General features: G+C 62.2%; 18 protein-coding genes and 1 pseudogene. 9 read left to right on the top strand and 10 right to left on the bottom strand.

The window, feature by feature from the left end:
* Nucleotides 1-181: 181 nt before the first annotated feature.
* Genes pcaQ through RWJ89_RS06810 form a run of 3 tightly spaced genes read left to right on the top strand, consistent with a single transcriptional unit; the run spans nt 182 to nt 2,349 of the window.
* Entirely contained in the window at nt 182-1,102 is a 921-nt protein-coding gene (gene pcaQ, locus RWJ89_RS06820; RefSeq protein WP_131662395.1) for a pca operon transcription factor PcaQ, read from the top strand.
* A gap of 57 nt (nt 1,103-1,159) precedes the next feature.
* A complete protein-coding gene (locus RWJ89_RS06815) occupies nt 1,160-1,681 on the top strand; it encodes an MbcA/ParS/Xre antitoxin family protein (RefSeq protein WP_131662394.1) in 522 nt (173 codons plus the stop codon).
* On the top strand, nt 1,678-2,349 hold the full coding sequence (locus RWJ89_RS06810; RefSeq protein WP_131662393.1) for an RES family NAD+ phosphorylase: 672 nt from the start codon (nt 1,678-1,680) through the stop codon (nt 2,347-2,349). The genes RWJ89_RS06815 and RWJ89_RS06810 overlap by 4 nt, the downstream gene beginning before the upstream one ends.
* A gap of 41 nt (nt 2,350-2,390) precedes the next feature.
* On the opposite strand, the gene RWJ89_RS06805 is transcribed toward RWJ89_RS06810, so the two are convergent.
* Entirely contained in the window at nt 2,391-3,032 is a 642-nt protein-coding gene (locus tag RWJ89_RS06805) for an alpha/beta hydrolase family protein (RefSeq protein ID WP_131662392.1), read from the bottom strand.
* Between the two features lie 70 nt (nt 3,033-3,102).
* On the opposite strand from RWJ89_RS06805, the gene RWJ89_RS06800 reads away from it, so the two are divergent.
* Nucleotides 3,103-3,285 carry a hypothetical protein gene (locus tag RWJ89_RS06800; RefSeq protein ID WP_131662391.1) on the top strand — a complete coding sequence of 61 codons (183 nt, stop codon included), beginning with the start codon at nt 3,103-3,105 and terminating at the stop codon, nt 3,283-3,285.
* 333 nt (nt 3,286-3,618) lie between these two features.
* On the opposite strand, the gene RWJ89_RS06795 is transcribed toward RWJ89_RS06800, so the two are convergent.
* The 3 genes from RWJ89_RS06795 to RWJ89_RS06785 are packed head-to-tail and all read right to left on the bottom strand — an operon-like array spanning nt 3,619 to nt 5,042.
* Nucleotides 3,619-4,239, bottom strand: coding sequence for a glutathione S-transferase family protein (locus RWJ89_RS06795; protein ID WP_206105835.1), 621 nt, complete (start codon nt 4,237-4,239; stop codon nt 3,619-3,621).
* Nucleotides 4,232-4,717, bottom strand: a complete 486-nt coding sequence (locus RWJ89_RS06790) for an SRPBCC family protein (protein WP_131662390.1) — start codon at nt 4,715-4,717, stop codon at nt 4,232-4,234. The genes RWJ89_RS06795 and RWJ89_RS06790 overlap by 8 nt, the downstream gene beginning before the upstream one ends.
* On the bottom strand, nt 4,710-5,042 hold the full coding sequence (locus RWJ89_RS06785) for an ArsR/SmtB family transcription factor (RefSeq protein WP_131662389.1): 333 nt from the start codon (nt 5,040-5,042) through the stop codon (nt 4,710-4,712). The genes RWJ89_RS06790 and RWJ89_RS06785 overlap by 8 nt, the downstream gene beginning before the upstream one ends.
* A gap of 520 nt (nt 5,043-5,562) precedes the next feature.
* Between RWJ89_RS06785 and RWJ89_RS06780 the strand changes: the two genes are divergently transcribed.
* The 3 genes and pseudogenes from RWJ89_RS06780 to RWJ89_RS06770 all read left to right on the top strand — a co-directional run bounded on the left by RWJ89_RS06780 (nt 5,563) and on the right by RWJ89_RS06770 (nt 6,880).
* The gene (locus RWJ89_RS06780) at nt 5,563-5,823 is read left to right on the top strand and encodes a DUF982 domain-containing protein (protein ID WP_131662388.1); all 261 of its coding nucleotides are present in this window, start codon (nt 5,563-5,565) and stop codon (nt 5,821-5,823) included.
* A gap of 112 nt (nt 5,824-5,935) precedes the next feature.
* Nucleotides 5,936-6,025, top strand: a pseudogene (locus tag RWJ89_RS06775) (nucleotidyl transferase AbiEii/AbiGii toxin family protein); the annotation flags it as partial.
* A gap of 153 nt (nt 6,026-6,178) precedes the next feature.
* Entirely contained in the window at nt 6,179-6,880 is a 702-nt protein-coding gene (locus RWJ89_RS06770) for a DUF899 family protein (protein ID WP_131662387.1), read from the top strand.
* A gap of 22 nt (nt 6,881-6,902) precedes the next feature.
* Here the strand turns inward: RWJ89_RS06770 and RWJ89_RS06765 are convergent, their stop codons facing one another.
* From RWJ89_RS06765 to hutI, 6 genes are all read right to left on the bottom strand, one after another.
* Nucleotides 6,903-7,529: a J domain-containing protein gene (locus tag RWJ89_RS06765; RefSeq protein ID WP_131662386.1), complete on the bottom strand. Its 627-nt coding sequence runs from the start codon at nt 7,527-7,529 to the stop codon at nt 6,903-6,905.
* 175 nt (nt 7,530-7,704) lie between these two features.
* Nucleotides 7,705-8,280: a HutD/Ves family protein gene (locus tag RWJ89_RS06760; protein ID WP_131662385.1), complete on the bottom strand. Its 576-nt coding sequence runs from the start codon at nt 8,278-8,280 to the stop codon at nt 7,705-7,707.
* A 5-nt stretch (nt 8,281-8,285) separates the two neighbouring features.
* Nucleotides 8,286-9,959 (bottom strand): urocanate hydratase, encoded by a 1,674-nt coding sequence (gene hutU, locus RWJ89_RS06755; protein WP_316030743.1) that lies wholly within the window; start codon nt 9,957-9,959, stop codon nt 8,286-8,288.
* A gap of 24 nt (nt 9,960-9,983) precedes the next feature.
* Complete coding sequence (gene hutG / locus RWJ89_RS06750) at nt 9,984-10,787, bottom strand: N-formylglutamate deformylase (protein WP_131662383.1); 804 nt, start codon at nt 10,785-10,787, stop codon at nt 9,984-9,986.
* A 202-nt stretch (nt 10,788-10,989) separates the two neighbouring features.
* The gene (hutH, locus tag RWJ89_RS06745; RefSeq protein WP_131662382.1) at nt 10,990-12,525 is read right to left on the bottom strand and encodes a histidine ammonia-lyase; all 1,536 of its coding nucleotides are present in this window, start codon (nt 12,523-12,525) and stop codon (nt 10,990-10,992) included.
* Nucleotides 12,522-13,784, bottom strand: a complete 1,263-nt coding sequence (gene hutI, locus RWJ89_RS06740) for an imidazolonepropionase (protein ID WP_131662381.1) — start codon at nt 13,782-13,784, stop codon at nt 12,522-12,524. The genes hutH and hutI overlap by 4 nt, the downstream gene beginning before the upstream one ends.
* Before the next feature lie 119 nt (nt 13,785-13,903).
* On the opposite strand from hutI, the gene RWJ89_RS06735 reads away from it, so the two are divergent.
* On the top strand, nt 13,904-15,250 hold the full coding sequence (locus RWJ89_RS06735; protein WP_131662380.1) for a formimidoylglutamate deiminase: 1,347 nt from the start codon (nt 13,904-13,906) through the stop codon (nt 15,248-15,250).
* A gap of 119 nt (nt 15,251-15,369) precedes the next feature.
* Nucleotides 15,370-16,092 carry a histidine utilization repressor gene (hutC, locus tag RWJ89_RS06730; RefSeq protein WP_131662379.1) on the top strand — a complete coding sequence of 241 codons (723 nt, stop codon included), beginning with the start codon at nt 15,370-15,372 and terminating at the stop codon, nt 16,090-16,092.
* Nucleotides 16,093-16,122: the final 30 nt, after the last annotated feature.

Below are 16,122 nucleotides of genomic sequence, written 5' to 3'. Positions count from 1 at the left end.
TTCACTAAGCCTCCCTGGATTATAGAGGATTTCACAAAGAATGATGCGCGCTTCAAAATTTTAGAGTTCTCGCCGCCCATCCAACGGGACAGGTGGCGTTCCGGCTGGAAATTGAATGGTTGATCCGGTTAGGTAAAATGATATTTATCGTGTTTTAGATAACCCTGGAGTTATGCGAGCGATGATCGACAGCCGGGTCAAGTTCCGCCATCTGCAAACCTTTGTCGAGGTGGCGCGGCAGAAGAGCGTCATGAAGGCCGCCGAATTGCTGCATGTCAGCCAGCCGGCGGTCACCAAGACGATCCGCGAACTGGAACAGGTGCTGGGTGTCAATGTTTTCGAGCGCGACGGCCGCGGCATCAAGATCACCCGCTACGGCGAGGTCTTTCTGCGCCACGCTGGCGCCGCGCTGACAGCGCTGCGCCAGGGTCTCGATTCCGTCTCGCAGGAGCAGTTCGCCGATGCGCCGCCGATCCGGATCGGCGCGCTGCCGACGGTGTCATCGCGCATCATGCCGCGGGCGATGGAACTTTTCCTCAAGGAAAAGACCTGGAGCCGGGTGAAGATCGTCACCGGCGAGAACGCGGTGCTCCTGGAGCAGCTTCACGTCGGTGATCTCGACCTCGTTGTCGGACGTCTGGCCGGCGCCGAGAAGATGGCGGGCTTTTCCTTCGAACATCTTTATTCCGAGCAAGTAGTGTTTGCCGTGCGCGCCGGCCATCCGCTGCTCGACGGCCGGCAATCGCTGTTTGCCGGCTTCGGCAACTACACGGTGCTGATGCCGACGCGGGGTTCGATCATCCGGCCGGTGGTTGAAAATTTCCTCATCGCCAGCGGCGTTTCCAGCCTGCCGAACCAGATCGAGACGGTGTCGGATTCCTTCGGCCGCGCTTTCCTGCGGGCAAGCGATGCGATCTGGATCATTTCCAACGGTGTCGTGGCCGGCGATGTCGCCGATGGACGGCTGGCGCTTCTGCCGGTCGATACCGGCGAGACCAGGGGGCCGGTCGGGTTGACGATGCGCGCCGATGCCGTGCCGTCTCTGCCGCAATCGATCCTGATGCAGACGATCCGGGAGGCGGCAGGCGAGGCGAGCCTTTAAATTCGCTTGATGAATGCCCAGATTTGGACTAAGTCTAATTCAAGACAGGAGGCTTTCATGCAGCACGCGCGACGGGAGCAACGGGAAGACCAGGGGCCACAGCGGCTGGAAATGGACCGGTTTGCTCCGGCCAACCGCAAGAGGCTGAGCGCCCCGGCCCTGCGAACCTTTCTGGCGATCGCCGATCTCTGGGGGCTGACTGAGGAGCAGCGTCTGCTCATGCTCGGCTATCCCTCTCGGTCGACCTATCACAATTGGGCCAAACAGGCGCGCGAGCACGGTGCTTTCACGCTCGATGTCGATACGCTGACCCGCATCTCGGCCGTTCTCGGCATCCATCAGGCGCTCGGCGTGCTTTTTTCCGATGAACGCGCCGGCGTCGCCTGGCTGCGCACACCGCACCAGGCGCCGGTTTTCGGCGGGCATCCGCCGCTTGATATTGTGACGAACGGGACCCAGGACGGGTTGATGACCGTACGCCGGTTTCTCGACGGTGCCCGCGGCGGTCTCTACATGCAGCCGAATATGCTCGACGAAGCCTTCACACCTTACGAAGATGCGGACATCGTCTTCAGGTGAGCGACCGCTTTGCTGAGGCGCCACGTCCATCGTATCGGCTGATCCCGTCGCAATTTCCGCCAATCGGACTTTTTGAGACGGTGACGAGGGCGGCCGATCTCGAAGCCGTGATGGAACTCGTCGGCTGGACCAACGACCGCCTCGTCGCCGACCGCCTCCAACGGCTTCCCGAGGACCAATGGGTTTATGGCGTTGCCAATGCCAGCATTGTCATGGCGGCATTCCTGCATGTTGCGCCGGGAGGAATGCGCTTCAACGGCCCCGATCTCGGCGCCTGGTATGCAGCCGACGATCTCCGCACAGCCGCCGCCGAAGTTGGCCATCATCTCAGGCGCGAAGCTGTCGCGCGCGGGGTGGTGACGATGGCGCGCACCTATCGAAGCTACGCGGCCACTCTGTTTGGGGACTATCTCGACATTCGCGGAGAGCAGACGCTACGGCCCGATGTTTATGACGGCACCAGCTATGCGGCATCGCAGATGCTGGGAGAAGAGGTGCGTTCGAGCGGCGGCGCCGGTATCCTCTATGACAGTGTCCGGCTGAGAAGCGGAGTGGCCATCGTCGCCCACCGGCCGCGCAATATTCAGGGCGTGGTGCAGGCCGACCACTTCGAAATCACCGTTTCAGCCACCGACCGGCGCATCGATGTCAGGAAGCTTGCTGCCTGACGGCGGCGGCCGCGAGCCGGCGCCGGGGATATGAGGGACGCTCAAACCGGCAATCGTTCGGCCCATGCCTTTGCCGTCTTCGCCATCGTGGCGAGGTGATCGGCACTAGAGAAACCGGAGATCGTCTTGCGCGGCTTGAGATCGTGGTCGCCATCCTCGAGCCAGAGGATCTCGATCCTGTCGGACAGATCGTAGCCCGGCACCTCGTCCCGCGTGCCGAATTCGTCGCGTGTTCCCTGGCAGATCAGCGCGGGCGTCGTTAGCCCTGTCAGATGGCCGGTGCGCAGCTTCTCCGGCTGGCCGGGCGGATGGAAGGGATAGCCAAGGCAGAGCAGGCCGGCGATCTTCCCCTGGCGATGAAGATCGTCGGCGATCATGCTGGCAACCCGGCCGCCCATCGACTTGCCGCCGATGATCAGAGGGCCGCTGGCGCCGATCTCTTCAATGGCCGCCTCATATTCGGGATTGAGCGTTTCGGCGCGCGGCGGCGGCTTGCGGCCTTCCGAGGTGCGGCGGGCGGCCATATAGGCGAATTCGAAACGGGCCACACGGAAGCCAACGCCGGCGAGTGCAATTGCCGCTGCTGTCATCGATGCCGAATCCATCGGTGCGCCGGCGCCATGCGCAAGAAGGATCGTGAAGCGCGCATCCTGAGGGCCTTGCAGCAGAAACCTGTCAAGCATCGGTAGTCCTCCATCCCATCGCCGGAACCATGTCGACGGCCGTGACTTCTTCCTGGAAAGGAGACTGACAATGTCGACGAATGATCAAAACGTAAAGCCCGAGCAGCGGCGCCCCAAAGATGTCGGCGCCGTTCCTGAAAAGCCGCAGTCCGCCGACGCAGAATCGATGGCGCCGCCGGTGGTGCAGCCGGCTGGGGTCAGGGACAAAAGCGAACGACCCGTGGTCAACCCGATCACCGGGGTCGCCTCCTGATCGACTACGGTCAATTATCATGTAGAACCGCTGAACCGCCTCTTGAAACCCCGGCGGAAAGGGTCCATATACCCGTCCTGCCTGAAAAATGGATGCGCGCGGTATCGACGTCGTCGAACTGTTCGTTGTCCGACAGGATAAGGGCGCTCCCCGCAAGGGTCGAGCGCCCTTTTTGATGTCCAACCTTCGTGCAAACGTGCAAGAGCTGAACACGCGTCGGCCACCGGCATGAGCTAGTGCATAGCGCATGAAGCGAACCCGGCATCTTTGCCAAGTGGCGGAAAAGACTTTGGAGAGGCCTCGCGCCAGCGAAGCGGAGACGGCCGCACCTTGTTACGCGGGGAAAGGGTTTCGCCACGCATCTAGTTGTTCAAGCCGTCCGTACCACGCTTGGATATGCCGAAACTCGGCGAGTGGAATCCCGGCGGCGGTTGCAAAAGGAAGTGCAGCGGCCAATGCGAAGTCTGCCACAGTCAGGGTCTCCCCGACGGCGACGCTGTTCTCGGCCAAATGATCGTCGAGCACGCGAGCATGGAGCCGAAAACTCGTCTTCGCATTTTCGATCACGGTGACGTCAGGCTCCCCGCCGAACAACGGTTTGATCAAGGTTTCAAACCACAGCGTTGCCCCGTGCTGGGTGAAGTGACTGGCATCCCAACTCAACCAGCGCAGCACGTAGATCTGGCGGTGGTCATGTGGCCAAAAATCCGATGCGACGCTGTCAGACAGCCTGCACATGATCGCGTTCGCTTCCCATAAAGTTCCGGCATCATCCTGCAGCACCGGGACTTTCCCGTTCGGGTTAAGCGCCAGGAATTCTGCAGTGCGCTGTTCTCCGTTTGCCAGGTCAACCCTGACGAACTCGACGTCTGCTTTGAGAAAACGAGCGGCGGCGCAGGCCTTCCGGGGATTGAGCGTCTCGCAATAATAGAGCTTCATCGCCGCCTTAGGCATGATCTCGCCCTTCGGATTCAGTCCCGAGAAACAAGCTCAATCGCTCGAAACTTTGCGACCAGCCGTCTTCATGACCCTCAAGTGACGATGCGCTATCAAATCCACTCTGCCGAAAAGTCATTTCCGTGCCTCCGTCGCTGTCCCTGAAGGTGATGGTGACGACTGTTTCCGGGCTATTTTCGCCGGTTGCGGTCTCCCAGGCATGTGTGAAGACAAGCCTGTGCGGCGGCTCGACCTCCAGATATTGTCCGCCGACCCAATGTTCTTCTCCATCTGGCGCGATCAGACAGGCGCGGTGTCTACCGCCGGGCCAGGCTTCAAGTCGCTCGCCCACCGCCTTGAAACCGTGCGGACCGCACCATTGTGCCAACGCTTTTGGGTCGGTCCATGCCCTGAAAACCAGATCGCATGGAGCATCGAACTTTCGGACAAGAACCAGGTCGCGGGTGTTGTCGGTGTTGGTCTCTGGATTAGTCATTGTCGTATCCTTGTACCTTGGACAGATAGTCATCGAGACGATCAAAGCTTTGATCCCAGAAGCGTCTGTAATCGGCGATCCAATCGGCAACCGTCTTCAACGCGGCCGGCTCGAGGACGCGGGGACGCGAATTCGCTTCACGGCCGGAGCGGATCAATCCGGCCTGTTCCAGGACCTTGAGATGCTTCGATATGGCAGGCTGAGACAACTCGAAGGGATCAGCGAGTTCGGCCACCGTCGCCTTGCCGTTCGCAAGCCGCCCAAGAATTGCTCGCCTCGTGGGATCGGCGAGTGCCGAGAAAATCGTATCGAGGTTGCTTTTCATATATCACCACATGGCTATATAGCCATGTAGATATATTGTTTATCGCGACGTGTCAAAGGCAATCTTGCGGCAGGTTGGCAACTGCGGGAAAGAGACTCATGCATTGGCAACAGAGCGGGACGTCCCGCGTCTGTCGTGCCGGAGCAGGAGGCGACTACGGGATCTCTTTTTGCCGCTCTGCTGATGAAGTGTTTCCGGTTGCAGAGGCACGCCGCGCTCGCTGATACCGCCGCGGATCAGTTGGAGTTGCTGAGGAGGCAGAAAACGGGAAAGGCGTCTGGTATAAACATGTCGGCGGCTTTGGTGGCTTCAGCATGGCGGGTAATGAGGCCGGCGACCGTTTCCCTGCCAACAGCTGCCCATGCTGACGCGGGCGATGCTGAGGCGACTAAAGCGCCCTTTAGCAAATGTTCTCCTTTCCATTATGCGGCCGCCGAAACGAGCTTCGGCACGCCTGCGAAGATCACGGAACGGTTCTTGCACGGTTACTAATATGTTTACCGTGGGGAGACCTAATGTCATGAATTGGCACACATCCGGAGAGTTTGCCCCTCTGATGCTCGTTGTGAATGGGCCGGAAAAATACAAGCTTGTCGCAACCCTTTGCCAGGCTGCCGAGATGCTGACGGTTAGCTGGCCGATCGACGACGGAGAAGAATATCTTATAGCGATTAGGGCGTGTCGAAATGCAATTCACGGGGAAATTCCGGCTGAGGACGCGCGAGCTGCGCTTATCCGTGCCGCCGACGAAGCTGGCATTCCGGTGATCACCGTTCACTGAGTTTCGCAGCCGACGGTGAATTGAGTTCACGGGCTCCTGCGTGATACAGCACTCTCGTTCCGCTGCATGCGCAGGTCAATGAGCGGCTGCATGGTCGGCGGCGTCCTCTAGGAAGGGCGCGATGCTGATCATGAGCTGGTTCGATGATCCGCATTTCGGAACGCGCGATCTTGATTTGCTTGGCTTTGGCGATCCGGCGCCGAGCCGGCCAAAGCGCGGGGCGAATATTTTTCGTCGGCTCTGTCGATTTTCGCATCAGCCGATCGTCCTTGTAATGATGTGCTGCGACCCGGTCGTGGTTTCAGCATGTCCTTTGCGCGTCTGAGACGCGCGGCAATAGAAGGAGGATATCGTCATGGATAATCAGCATCTGGTCCCCGCCGCCGTGCTCGCGGCCAAGAATGGTGTTCGGTTCCCCAATGAGAGCGAGGAATATCGCAGCGCCCGCGACGCGCTGCTGGCCGAAGAGATCGAATTGCGCCGGCATATCGAGCGCGTGGCAAGACAGCGCCGGGCGCTGCCGCCGGGCGGCGAAGTGACGAAAGAATACCGCTTCGAAGGAAGCGATGGGCCGATCTCCTTTGCCGAACTCTTCGCCGACAAGGACTCGCTGATCGTCTACAGCTATATGTTCGGCCCGCAACGCGAGCGCCCGTGCCCGATGTGCACCTCGCTGCTGTCGGCCTGGGACGGCGAAGTGCCTGATATCCAGCAGCGCGCCGCCCTTGCCGTCGTCGCCCGCTCGCCGATTGAAAGGCTGCTCGCCTTCAAGAAGGAGCGCGGCTGGCACCATCTGCCGCTCTATTCCGACATGACGGATGATTACAGCCGCGACTATCGCGCGATCGGCACGGACGGCGGCGACGGTGCCGCCTTCAACGTCTTCACACGGCGCGACGGCACCATCCGCCATTTCTGGAGTGAGGAGATGGGCGAGGCGACGGCCGACCCGGGCGAGGATCCGCGCGGCGCGCCCGACCTGATGCCGCTCTGGACCTTGCTCGATGCGACGCCCGAAGGCCGGGCACCGGACTGGTATCCAAAGCTGTCCTATTAAGGTCGGTCGCGGGGGGCCGCCGTCAGCCGGTGGAGCGGTTTCTGGAGGTCTCGGCCCATTCGATGCTGGTGACCGCGGCATCCGGCAGCGGCGGGTCGATGTCGTAGACATAGCCGGAGAGCATGTCGGCGGCGCGTTCCGTCGCCTTGATCTTCGCCTCGGTTTCCGCGACCGCCTTGGAGATCGCCTCGATGCGGGCGCGGAACATGTGGGCGAGCACATCGCGGCCGGACTGTTTTTCGAGCCGCTCCAGATGCAGGCCGATGCGCGAGGCGTGGCGCTCCAGCTCGCTCTTGCTGAAACGCGCCTTGCGCAGTTCTTCGGAAAGGCTGTCCTGCATGACGGCAACGGGGTCGAAACTTCCGGGCGCGCGCTCGTCGAGCACCGCGTCTGTGACGAGTTTCTCGATCATCACGAGTGCCTGCAACTCGGCGGCATCGGCGAATTCGACGTCGTAGCCGGTATCGTCGTAGACCTTGCGCCGGACCGGATCGAGAAGCAGCCCATAGGCTTTCTGCAGATTGGCAAAGGCTTCCGAATCACCACCCGAATCGGGGTGGGCAACCTTTGCCAGGCGCCGATAGGCGGCCTTCAGCTGCGCCTCGTCCGCATCGCGTTCAACGCCGAGAATATCGTATGGATCCGTCACGCCTGCTCCCTTGCTCCCCGGCACGTTGCGGGCAGTCTAGGTCTTCTTCTGCATCAGAAGGGCGAAGTTTAGACCGAAACGAGGAATGACGTCCATGGCCCGCGATGGCGATGGTTTATGCACATGCTTCGCCAAATCCTAGATTGTTTAATGTTTTCAATTATTTCTTCGAAGATCAGCCTGTGGTGATCGAAGCGAGATAACATCTGGCTTCGCCATCGATTTTCAGCGCGGTTGCGGCCGCGTCCTCGATCAGCAGCGCATCGCCGGCCGCAAGCGCGCCGGTCTCGCTGTCCCGCCGGAATGACAATGCGCCGCGATGGCAAAGCAACAGGCATATCGAGGGCGAAAGCCGCACGGTCTTGCCGCCATCGACGTCGATGCGGATCAGCGTATGAGCGAGCCCGTCACGGCGCGTCATCACATTGAGATCGGTGATCGTTCCGTCCTCGAGCCTGGCCGCGACGGGGATATCCGCCGGGAAGGCCAGCGGATCGCTTGCCGTTGTCAGCAGCACCGGCGAACTGCCTGCCACATCGAGCACCATGCCGTTGCCATCAAGGATCGCCAGCGTGCGGTCGATGCCGGGAAAGATCGAAAACGGGCCGTCCTCTGCGACCGTCGCCATGCTGATGCGCCAGTCGAAGTCGTTGATCGAAGCGCCAGGTGGAAAGACGGCGATTTCCACCGTCTCTCCCTTGCCGTTTTTCCAGGGCATGCGTTTGTGATCGCCGGCGTGCAGGATCCTCACCGGGTTCAGTTCCCGAGAATGCCGGGCAGGCGCAGGCCCTTTTCTTTGGCGCAGTCGATGGCGATCTCGTAACCGGCATCGGCGTGGCGCATGACGCCGGTCGCCGGGTCGTTCCAGAGCACGCGCTCGAGGCGTCTTGCGGCATCGTCCGTACCATCGGCGCAAATGACCATGCCCGAATGCTGCGAGAAGCCCATGCCAACGCCGCCGCCGTGATGGAGCGACACCCATGTGGCGCCCGATGCCGTGTTGAGCAGTGCGTTGAGCAGCGGCCAGTCGGAAACGGCGTCGGAGCCGTCCTTCATCGCTTCGGTCTCGCGGTTCGGCGAGGCGACGGAGCCGGAGTCCAGATGGTCGCGGCCGATGACGATCGGGGCGGAGAGTTCGCCTGTTCTCACCATCTCGTTGAAGGCGAGGCCGAGCTTGTGGCGGTCACCGAGACCTACCCAGCAGATGCGTGCCGGCAAGCCCTGGAAGGCGATGCGCTCCCTGGCCATGTCGAGCCAATGATGCAGGTGCTTGTTGTCAGGCAGCAGTTCCTTCACCTTGGCATCGGTCTTGTAAATATCCTCCGGATCGCCGGAAAGGGCCGCCCAGCGGAAGGGGCCGATGCCGCGGCAAAACAGCGGGCGGATATAGGCCGGCACGAAGCCCGGGAAGGCGAAGGCGTTTTCGAGGCCTTCGTCCTTGGCGACCTGGCGGATATTGTTGCCATAATCGAGTGTCGGCACGCCGGCATTCCAGAAGGCGATCATCGCTTCGACATGTTCGCGCATCGAGGCGCGCGCCGCTTTTTCCACAGCCTTCGGATCGCTTTCGCGCTTCGCCTTCCATTCGCCCATCGTCCAACCCTTCGGCAGGTAGCCGTTGATCGGGTCGTGGGCCGAGGTCTGGTCGGTGACGATATCGGGGCGGATGCCGCGGCGAACCATCTCCGGCAGGATTTCGGCGGCGTTGCCGAGCAGACCGACGGATTTCGCCTCGCCGGCCTTGGTCCAGCGGTCGATCATCTCAAGCGCTTCATCGAGCGTCTCGGCCTTGGAGTCGACATAGCGGGTGCGCAGGCGGAAATCGATCGAATCGGGATTGCATTCGACGGCGAGGCAGCAGGCGCCGGCCATGACGGCGGCGAGCGGCTGGGCGCCGCCCATGCCGCCGAGCCCGCCGGTCAGGATCCATTTGCCCTTGAGATTGCCGCCGTAGTGCTGGCGGCCGGCCTCGACGAAGGTCTCGTAGGTGCCCTGCACGATGCCCTGCGTGCCGATATAGATCCACGAGCCGGCCGTCATCTGGCCGTACATGGCAAGGCCCTTCTTATCCAGCTCGTTGAAATGATCCCAGGTCGCCCAATGCGGCACGAGGTTGGAATTGGCGATCAGCACGCGCGGCGCATCCTTGTGGGTGCGGAAGACGGCCACCGGCTTGCCGGATTGGACGACCAGGGTTTCTTCTTCCGTCAGCGTCTTCAGCGTCGCGACGATGCGGTCGAAATCCTCCCAGGTGCGCGCGGCGCGGCCGATGCCGCCATAAACGACGAGCTCGTTCGGATTCTCGGCGACGTCTGGGTCGAGATTGTTCATCAGCATGCGCAGCGGCGCTTCGGTCATCCAGCTCTTGGCATTGAGATCGTTGCCGCGGGGCGCGCGGATTTCGCGGATATTGTGGCGTGGATTGTTCATGGCGATTCCCCTGTCGAGTGATCGTTATCGTTTCAGGCCTGGCGCAATCTGTTCGATGCGCACCAGAATGTTTTTGAGATGGACGCGAAGTCTGTCTGCCTTGGCGGCGTCGTAGGCAAAGGGCGGTGCCTCGGTCTGGAGATGCGTCGATTGCGCGAGCTCCATCTGGATCGCGTGCACACCAGTGTCGGGCCGACCATAGTGGCGTGTCGTCCAGCCGCCCTTGAAGCGACCGTTGAGCACACTGTCGTAACCCTCGGCGGCTTCGACGACGGTGAGCGTCGCCTGCTCGATGGCGCTGTCGCAGGTCTTGCCCATATCGGTGCCGATATTGAAATCCGGCAGCTTGCCTTCGAACAGGAAGGGAATGTGGGAGCGGATCGAGTGGCAGTCGTAGAGGATCGCGACGCCGTGGATGGCCTTGACGCGCTCGATCTCGGCCGCGAGCGCCGCATGATAGGGAGCATGGAAGTCCCGCAGCCGCGCCGCGATGTCGGCCTCGTCCGGCGCCTGCCCATCCCTCCAGATCGCCTTGCCGTCGAAATCCGTCTGGGGAATGAGGCCGGTGGTGTTCTGGCCGGGATAGAGGCTGACGCCGGCTGGATCGCGGTTGGCGTCGATCACGTAGCGGTGGAAGGTGGCGCGCACGGTGGTGACATTGTCGAGCAGGCCGTCATAGAGCTCGTGGATGTGCCAGTCGGTGTCGGCGAGGATTCCACCGTCGTCGTTGAGGCGGTCGGCGATCTCAGGCGGCACTTCGGTGCCGGTATGGGGGAAGCCGAGGATGATGGGGGAGGTGCCACGCGTTATTTCGTATGGAGTGGTCATGAGCAGAGCGCTCCGGCGTTTGGGGCGTTACCCCCCTCTGTCCTGCCGGACATCTCCCCCACAAGGGGGGAGATCGCCTCGTGGATGGAAGCTTGCCAAACAATTGATGCTGGAACGAGCGGGTCCGCCCAGCCGATCTCCCCACCTGTGGGGGAGATGCCCGGCAGGGCAGAGGGGGGTACCAAGTGCAGATACATCACGATCAACCCTCCAATACCGGCAATATGCCAGATGAAACCGAGGCGTTCAGCGCGCCCGTTGCCACCAGTTCGCTTGCTGCGGCAAGGTCGTTTGCCATGTAGCGATCGACGTCGAGGCTCGGAACTTTGCTGCGGATGGCAGTGATCGCCTTGCCAAGTTCCGGGCTCGTCGATAGCGGCGCGCGCAGTTCGACGCCTTGGGCGGCGGTCAGCGCCTCGATGCCGATGATGCCGAACAGGTTCTCCGTCATGCCAAGCAGGCGGCGGGCACCATGGCAGGCCATGGAGACATGGTCTTCCTGGTTGGCCGACGTCGGCGTCGAATCGACCGAGGCCGGGTGCGACATCTGCTTGTTCTCCGACATCAGCGCCGCAGACGTCACCTCGGCGATCATCAAGCCGGAATTCAAGCCCGGCTTCTTGGCGAGGAAGGCCGGCAGGCCGTAAGAGAGGGTCGGATCGACGAGCAGCGCGATGCGGCGCTGCGAGATCGCGCCGATCTCGCAGACGGCGAGCGCGATCTGATCGGCGGCGAAGGCGACGGGTTCGGCGTGGAAATTGCCGCCGGAGACGACGGAATTGTCCGAGAGCACCAGCGGATTGTCGGTGACCGCATTGGCCTCGATCTCAAGGGTGCGGGCGACCGAGCGCAGCAGATCGAGGCAGGCGCCGTCGACCTGCGGCTGGCAGCGGATGCAATAGGGATCCTGCACACGTTCGTCGCCCTCGATGTGGCTCTGGCGAATGATGGAATTTTCGAGCAGGGCGCGAAGTGCCGCCGCCGTGTCGATCTGGCCCTTATGGCCACGCAATGTGTGAATATCCGGATGGAAAGGCGCCGAGGAGCCCATGGCGGCATCGGTGGACATGGCGCCAGTGATGAGCGCCGCCTGCGCGGCCCGATGGGCGCGGAAGAGGCCGGCAAGCGCCAGCGCCGTCGAGGTCTGGGTGCCGTTGATCAGCGCCAGGCCTTCCTTGGCGGCGAGCACCACCGGTTTCAGCCCGGCCCTTTCGAGGGCTTGCGCGCCCGAGAGCCGTTCGCCGGCGAAGAAGGCTTCGGCCTCGCCCATCATCACCGCCGCCATATGGGCAAGGGGCGCCAGATCGCCGGAGGCACCGACCGAGCCCTTTTCCGGGATCAGCGGAATGACGCCCTTTTCCAGCATTCCTTCGATCAGCCGTACCAGTTCCAGCCGCACGCCGGAGGCGCCGCGCCCGAGCGAGACCAGCTTCAGCGCCATGATCAGCCGCACGATATTGTCGGGCAGCGGCGCGCCGACGCCGCAGCAATGCGACAGGATGAGATTGCGCTGCAAGGTGGTCACATCGGCGCTGTCGATCTTGATCGAGGCGAGTTTGCCGAAGCCGGTATTGATGCCGTAGACCGGCGCATTGCCGGCGGCGATCTCGGCGATACGGGCAGCGGCCTTGGCGATCCCCGCATCGAAGGCGGGATCGAGCCTTGCCGGTGCGCCCGTCCAGTAGATGATTTCCAGATCCTTGAGCGAGACGGAGCCCGGGTGGAGCGTGATGGTCATCGGCCGTTCCTTTCGCCCTTGAAGACGCGTGTGTGAAGCGGATTGAAGCCGATGCGGTAGACGAGCTCGGCGAGGCTTTCGATATTCCAGATGGCGAGATCGGCGGATTTGCCGGGTTCGAGCGTTCCCGTCTTGTCGAGCAGGCCGAGCGCACGGGCGCCTTCGCGAGTGGCGCCGGCGATGCATTCCTCGACGGTGAGGCCGAAAAGTGTGGCCGACATGTTCATGGTGAGCAGCATCGAGGTGAGCGGCGAGGTGCCGGGATTGCAATCGGTAGCGATCGCGATCGGCACGCCTGCCCGCCGCAGCGCCTCTACCGGCGGCTTCTGCTTTTCATGGATGGCGTAGAAGGCGCCGGGCAGCAGCACGGCGACGGTGCCGGCTGCGGCCATCGCCGCAACGCCATCCTCGTCGAGATATTCGAGGTGATCGGCCGACAGTGCGCCATAGGATGCGGCGAGCCTGGCGCCACCGAGATTGGAGAGCTGCTCGGCATGCAGCTTGACCGGCAGGCCAAGCGCCTTGGCCTTGTCGAAGACGCGGGCGATCTCGGTCGTGGAAAAAGCGATGCCCTCGCAGAAGCCGTCAACGGCATCGGCAAGACCGAGGCCATGCATGTCGTCGAGACCGGGCAGGACGACATCGTCGAGATAATCGCCGTTGCGACCCTTATATTCCACGGGCGTCGCATGGGCACCGAGATAGCTGGTGGCGACGCGGACCGGGCGGATATGGCCGAGCAGGCGGGCGCTCTGCAGCATCTTCACTTCACCGGTCCGGTTCAGCCCGTAGCCGGATTTGATCTCGATCGTGGTGACGCCTTCTGCAAGCAGCGTGTCGAGCCGCAGCAGAGCCTCGGCGACAAGCTCCTCGACCGACAGCGCATTGGTCGCCTTCACCGAGGAGACGATGCCGCCGCCGGCGCGGGCGACCTCCTCATAGGTCGCGCCTGCCAGGCGCATTTCGAACTCGCGGGCGCGATTGCCGCCGTGAACGATATGGGTATGGCAGTCGATAAGACCGGGCGTTACCCAGCGGCCTTCGAGATCGACGATTTCGGAATGTTCGATGGCCGATGCCGGCAGCTCGCTTTCAGCGCCGGCAAAGGCGATGCAGCCATTTTCGATCAGCAAGGCGCCCTTTTCGACGATACCGAGCCCCGATTTTGTCGGCGCGAGCGTGGCGAGCCGCGCATTGCGCCACAGCACTGGGCGGGTGTCGGCAGATGGGGCTTCCTCTGAAAAATTGTTCCCGGTCATCAGCTTTGCGCCTTTCCTTATGCCAAAACATGTATATACATAATCGAGAGGTGACAAGAGAAATTTTGTGCGCTTTTCTGGAAAAGAAAGATCGGCACGGCAAGAGGAGAGGGAAGGCGATGACCACACTTCACGCAGACACGGCGCTGACGCCGCAGGGCTGGCAGAAGGATGTGCGGCTGACGCTTGAGGCCGGGCGCATTGCGCGGATCGAAATCGGCACTGCTCCCGAGCCCAGCGATGAACGCCACGCTCTCCTCGTTCCCGCCATGGCGAACCTGCACAGCCATGCTTTCCAGCGGGCGATGGCCGGCCTTGCGGAAGTGCGCGGCCCGGCAAATGACAGCTTCTGGAGCTGGCGCACTGTCATGTACAAGTTTGCCCTGGCGATGACGCCGGAGCATGTCGAAGCGGTCGCGGCCAAGCTTTATACAGAGATGCTGGAGGCAGGCTTTTCCCGTGTCGGCGAATTCCACTATCTCCATCACGACAGGGATGGCGGCGCCTATACCAATATCGCCGAGCTTGCCGAACGCATCGGCGCGGCAAGCGAAGAGGCCGGTATCGGCCTGACGCTGCTGCCAGTCTTCTATGCCCATTCCGGCTTCGGCGGTGCCGCCCCCATCGACGGCCAGCGGCGCTTCATCAATTCGCTCGAAAGCTTCGAAAGGCTGATGGAGGGATGCCGGGCGGTGACCGGCCGTCTCGACGGCGCCGAGCTCGGGCTGGCACCACACAGTCTGCGGGCCGCGACACCGGACGAGCTCGCAATGCTGGTGCCCATGGCGGGCAACGGTCCCATCCATATCCATGTCGCCGAGCAGGTGAAGGAGGTCGAGGACTGCATCGCCTGGTCCGGCGCGCGGCCTGTGCGATGGCTGCTCGATCATGCGCCCGTGGATGAACGCTGGTGCCTGATCCATGCGACGCATATGACCGAGGACGAAACGCGGCGGATGGCGAAAAGCGGTGCTATCGCCGGCCTCTGCCCGATCACCGAAGCCAATCTCGGCGACGGCGCCTTTGCCGCGCCGCTTTTCCTCGAGGAGGGTGGGCGTTACGGCATCGGTTCGGATTCCAACGTGCTGATCTCCGTGCCGGAGGAACTGCGCCAGCTCGAATATTCGCAACGCCTGGCGCTTCGCGCCCGCAACGTCGTCGCGGCACCCGGCGGTTCGACTGCGCTTTCGCTGTTCACACATGCACTTGCCGGCGGTGGTGCCGCGCTGAAGGCGCCAACAGGTCTTGCTGAGGGCTACTACGCCGATATCGTCTCACTCGATGCCGCGGCCGTTCCTTATCTCACAGGCGACCAGATCCTCGACCACTGGCTGTTTGCAGGCGGCGTCGGCGTCGATTGCGTCTGGGCGCATGGCCGCAAGCAAGTGGAGGGCGGACGCCATCTCAGGCGCGATGCTATCGACCGGCGTTTCCTCGCGGCGATGGACGAGTTGCTCGCCGTCTGAAAAGAGCGTTTCCTGTCCAAGCATTCGAATTAGAGCAATTCCAGCAAAGTGTGTAGCGGTTTTGCATCCGGGATTGCGTAAAAACAAAGAGATAGCGGGAGACCAATCGGAACGTGGCGATGAACCAAAGCAGGGATATCACCTTGCATCAACGCATCCTCGGCGACATTGAGGGCCGTATCGTCTCGGGCGATTGGCCGCCGGGGCACCGCATTCCGTTCGAGGTCGATCTCGCCACGCAGTATGACTGCTCGCGCATGACGGTGAACAAGGTGCTGACCCAGCTTGCCAAGGCCGGCCTTATCGAGCGCCGGAAGAAGTCCGGCAGCTTCGTCACCCAGCCACAGGCGCAATCGGCCATTCTTGAAATCCACGACATCAAGGCCGAGGTGCAGTCGCTGAACCTGCCCTATTCCTATGCGGTTTCGAAGAAGACGAGCCGCAAGGCCAAGGCGGACGACAGCCGCCGGCTGGAACTGCCTGTGGCGTCCTCGGTCGTCGAGGTCGTCTGCATCCACAATGCCGGCATGCGCCCCTTTTGCCTGGAGGAGCGGCTGATCAGTCTTGCGACCGTACCGGAAGCCGCCGATGCCGATTTCCTGACGATGGCGCCAGGCCCCTGGCTGCTCAACCAGGTGCCGTGGAGCACGGCCGAACATCGGATCCACGCTATTTCAGCTGGTGCCGAGCTGGCCGCGGCTCTCGATATACCACGCAATACCGCCTGCCTCGTCGTCGAACGCCGCACCTGGAGCAATGCCGGCCCGGTGACGCATGTGCGCTTCACCTATCCCGGTGATCGTCACGCGCTGGTGGCGCGTTTCACGCCGGCATCGCAATAAATCCCCCATGTTCCATATACAACATGGGCA

The organism is Rhizobium sp. 10PS4 (genome assembly GCF_032464805.1).
Lineage (GTDB): Bacteria > Pseudomonadota > Alphaproteobacteria > Rhizobiales > Rhizobiaceae > Rhizobium > Rhizobium laguerreae.
Note: the sequence above shows the minus strand (reverse complement) of the source record. Positions and strands in the feature narration are given on the sequence as shown.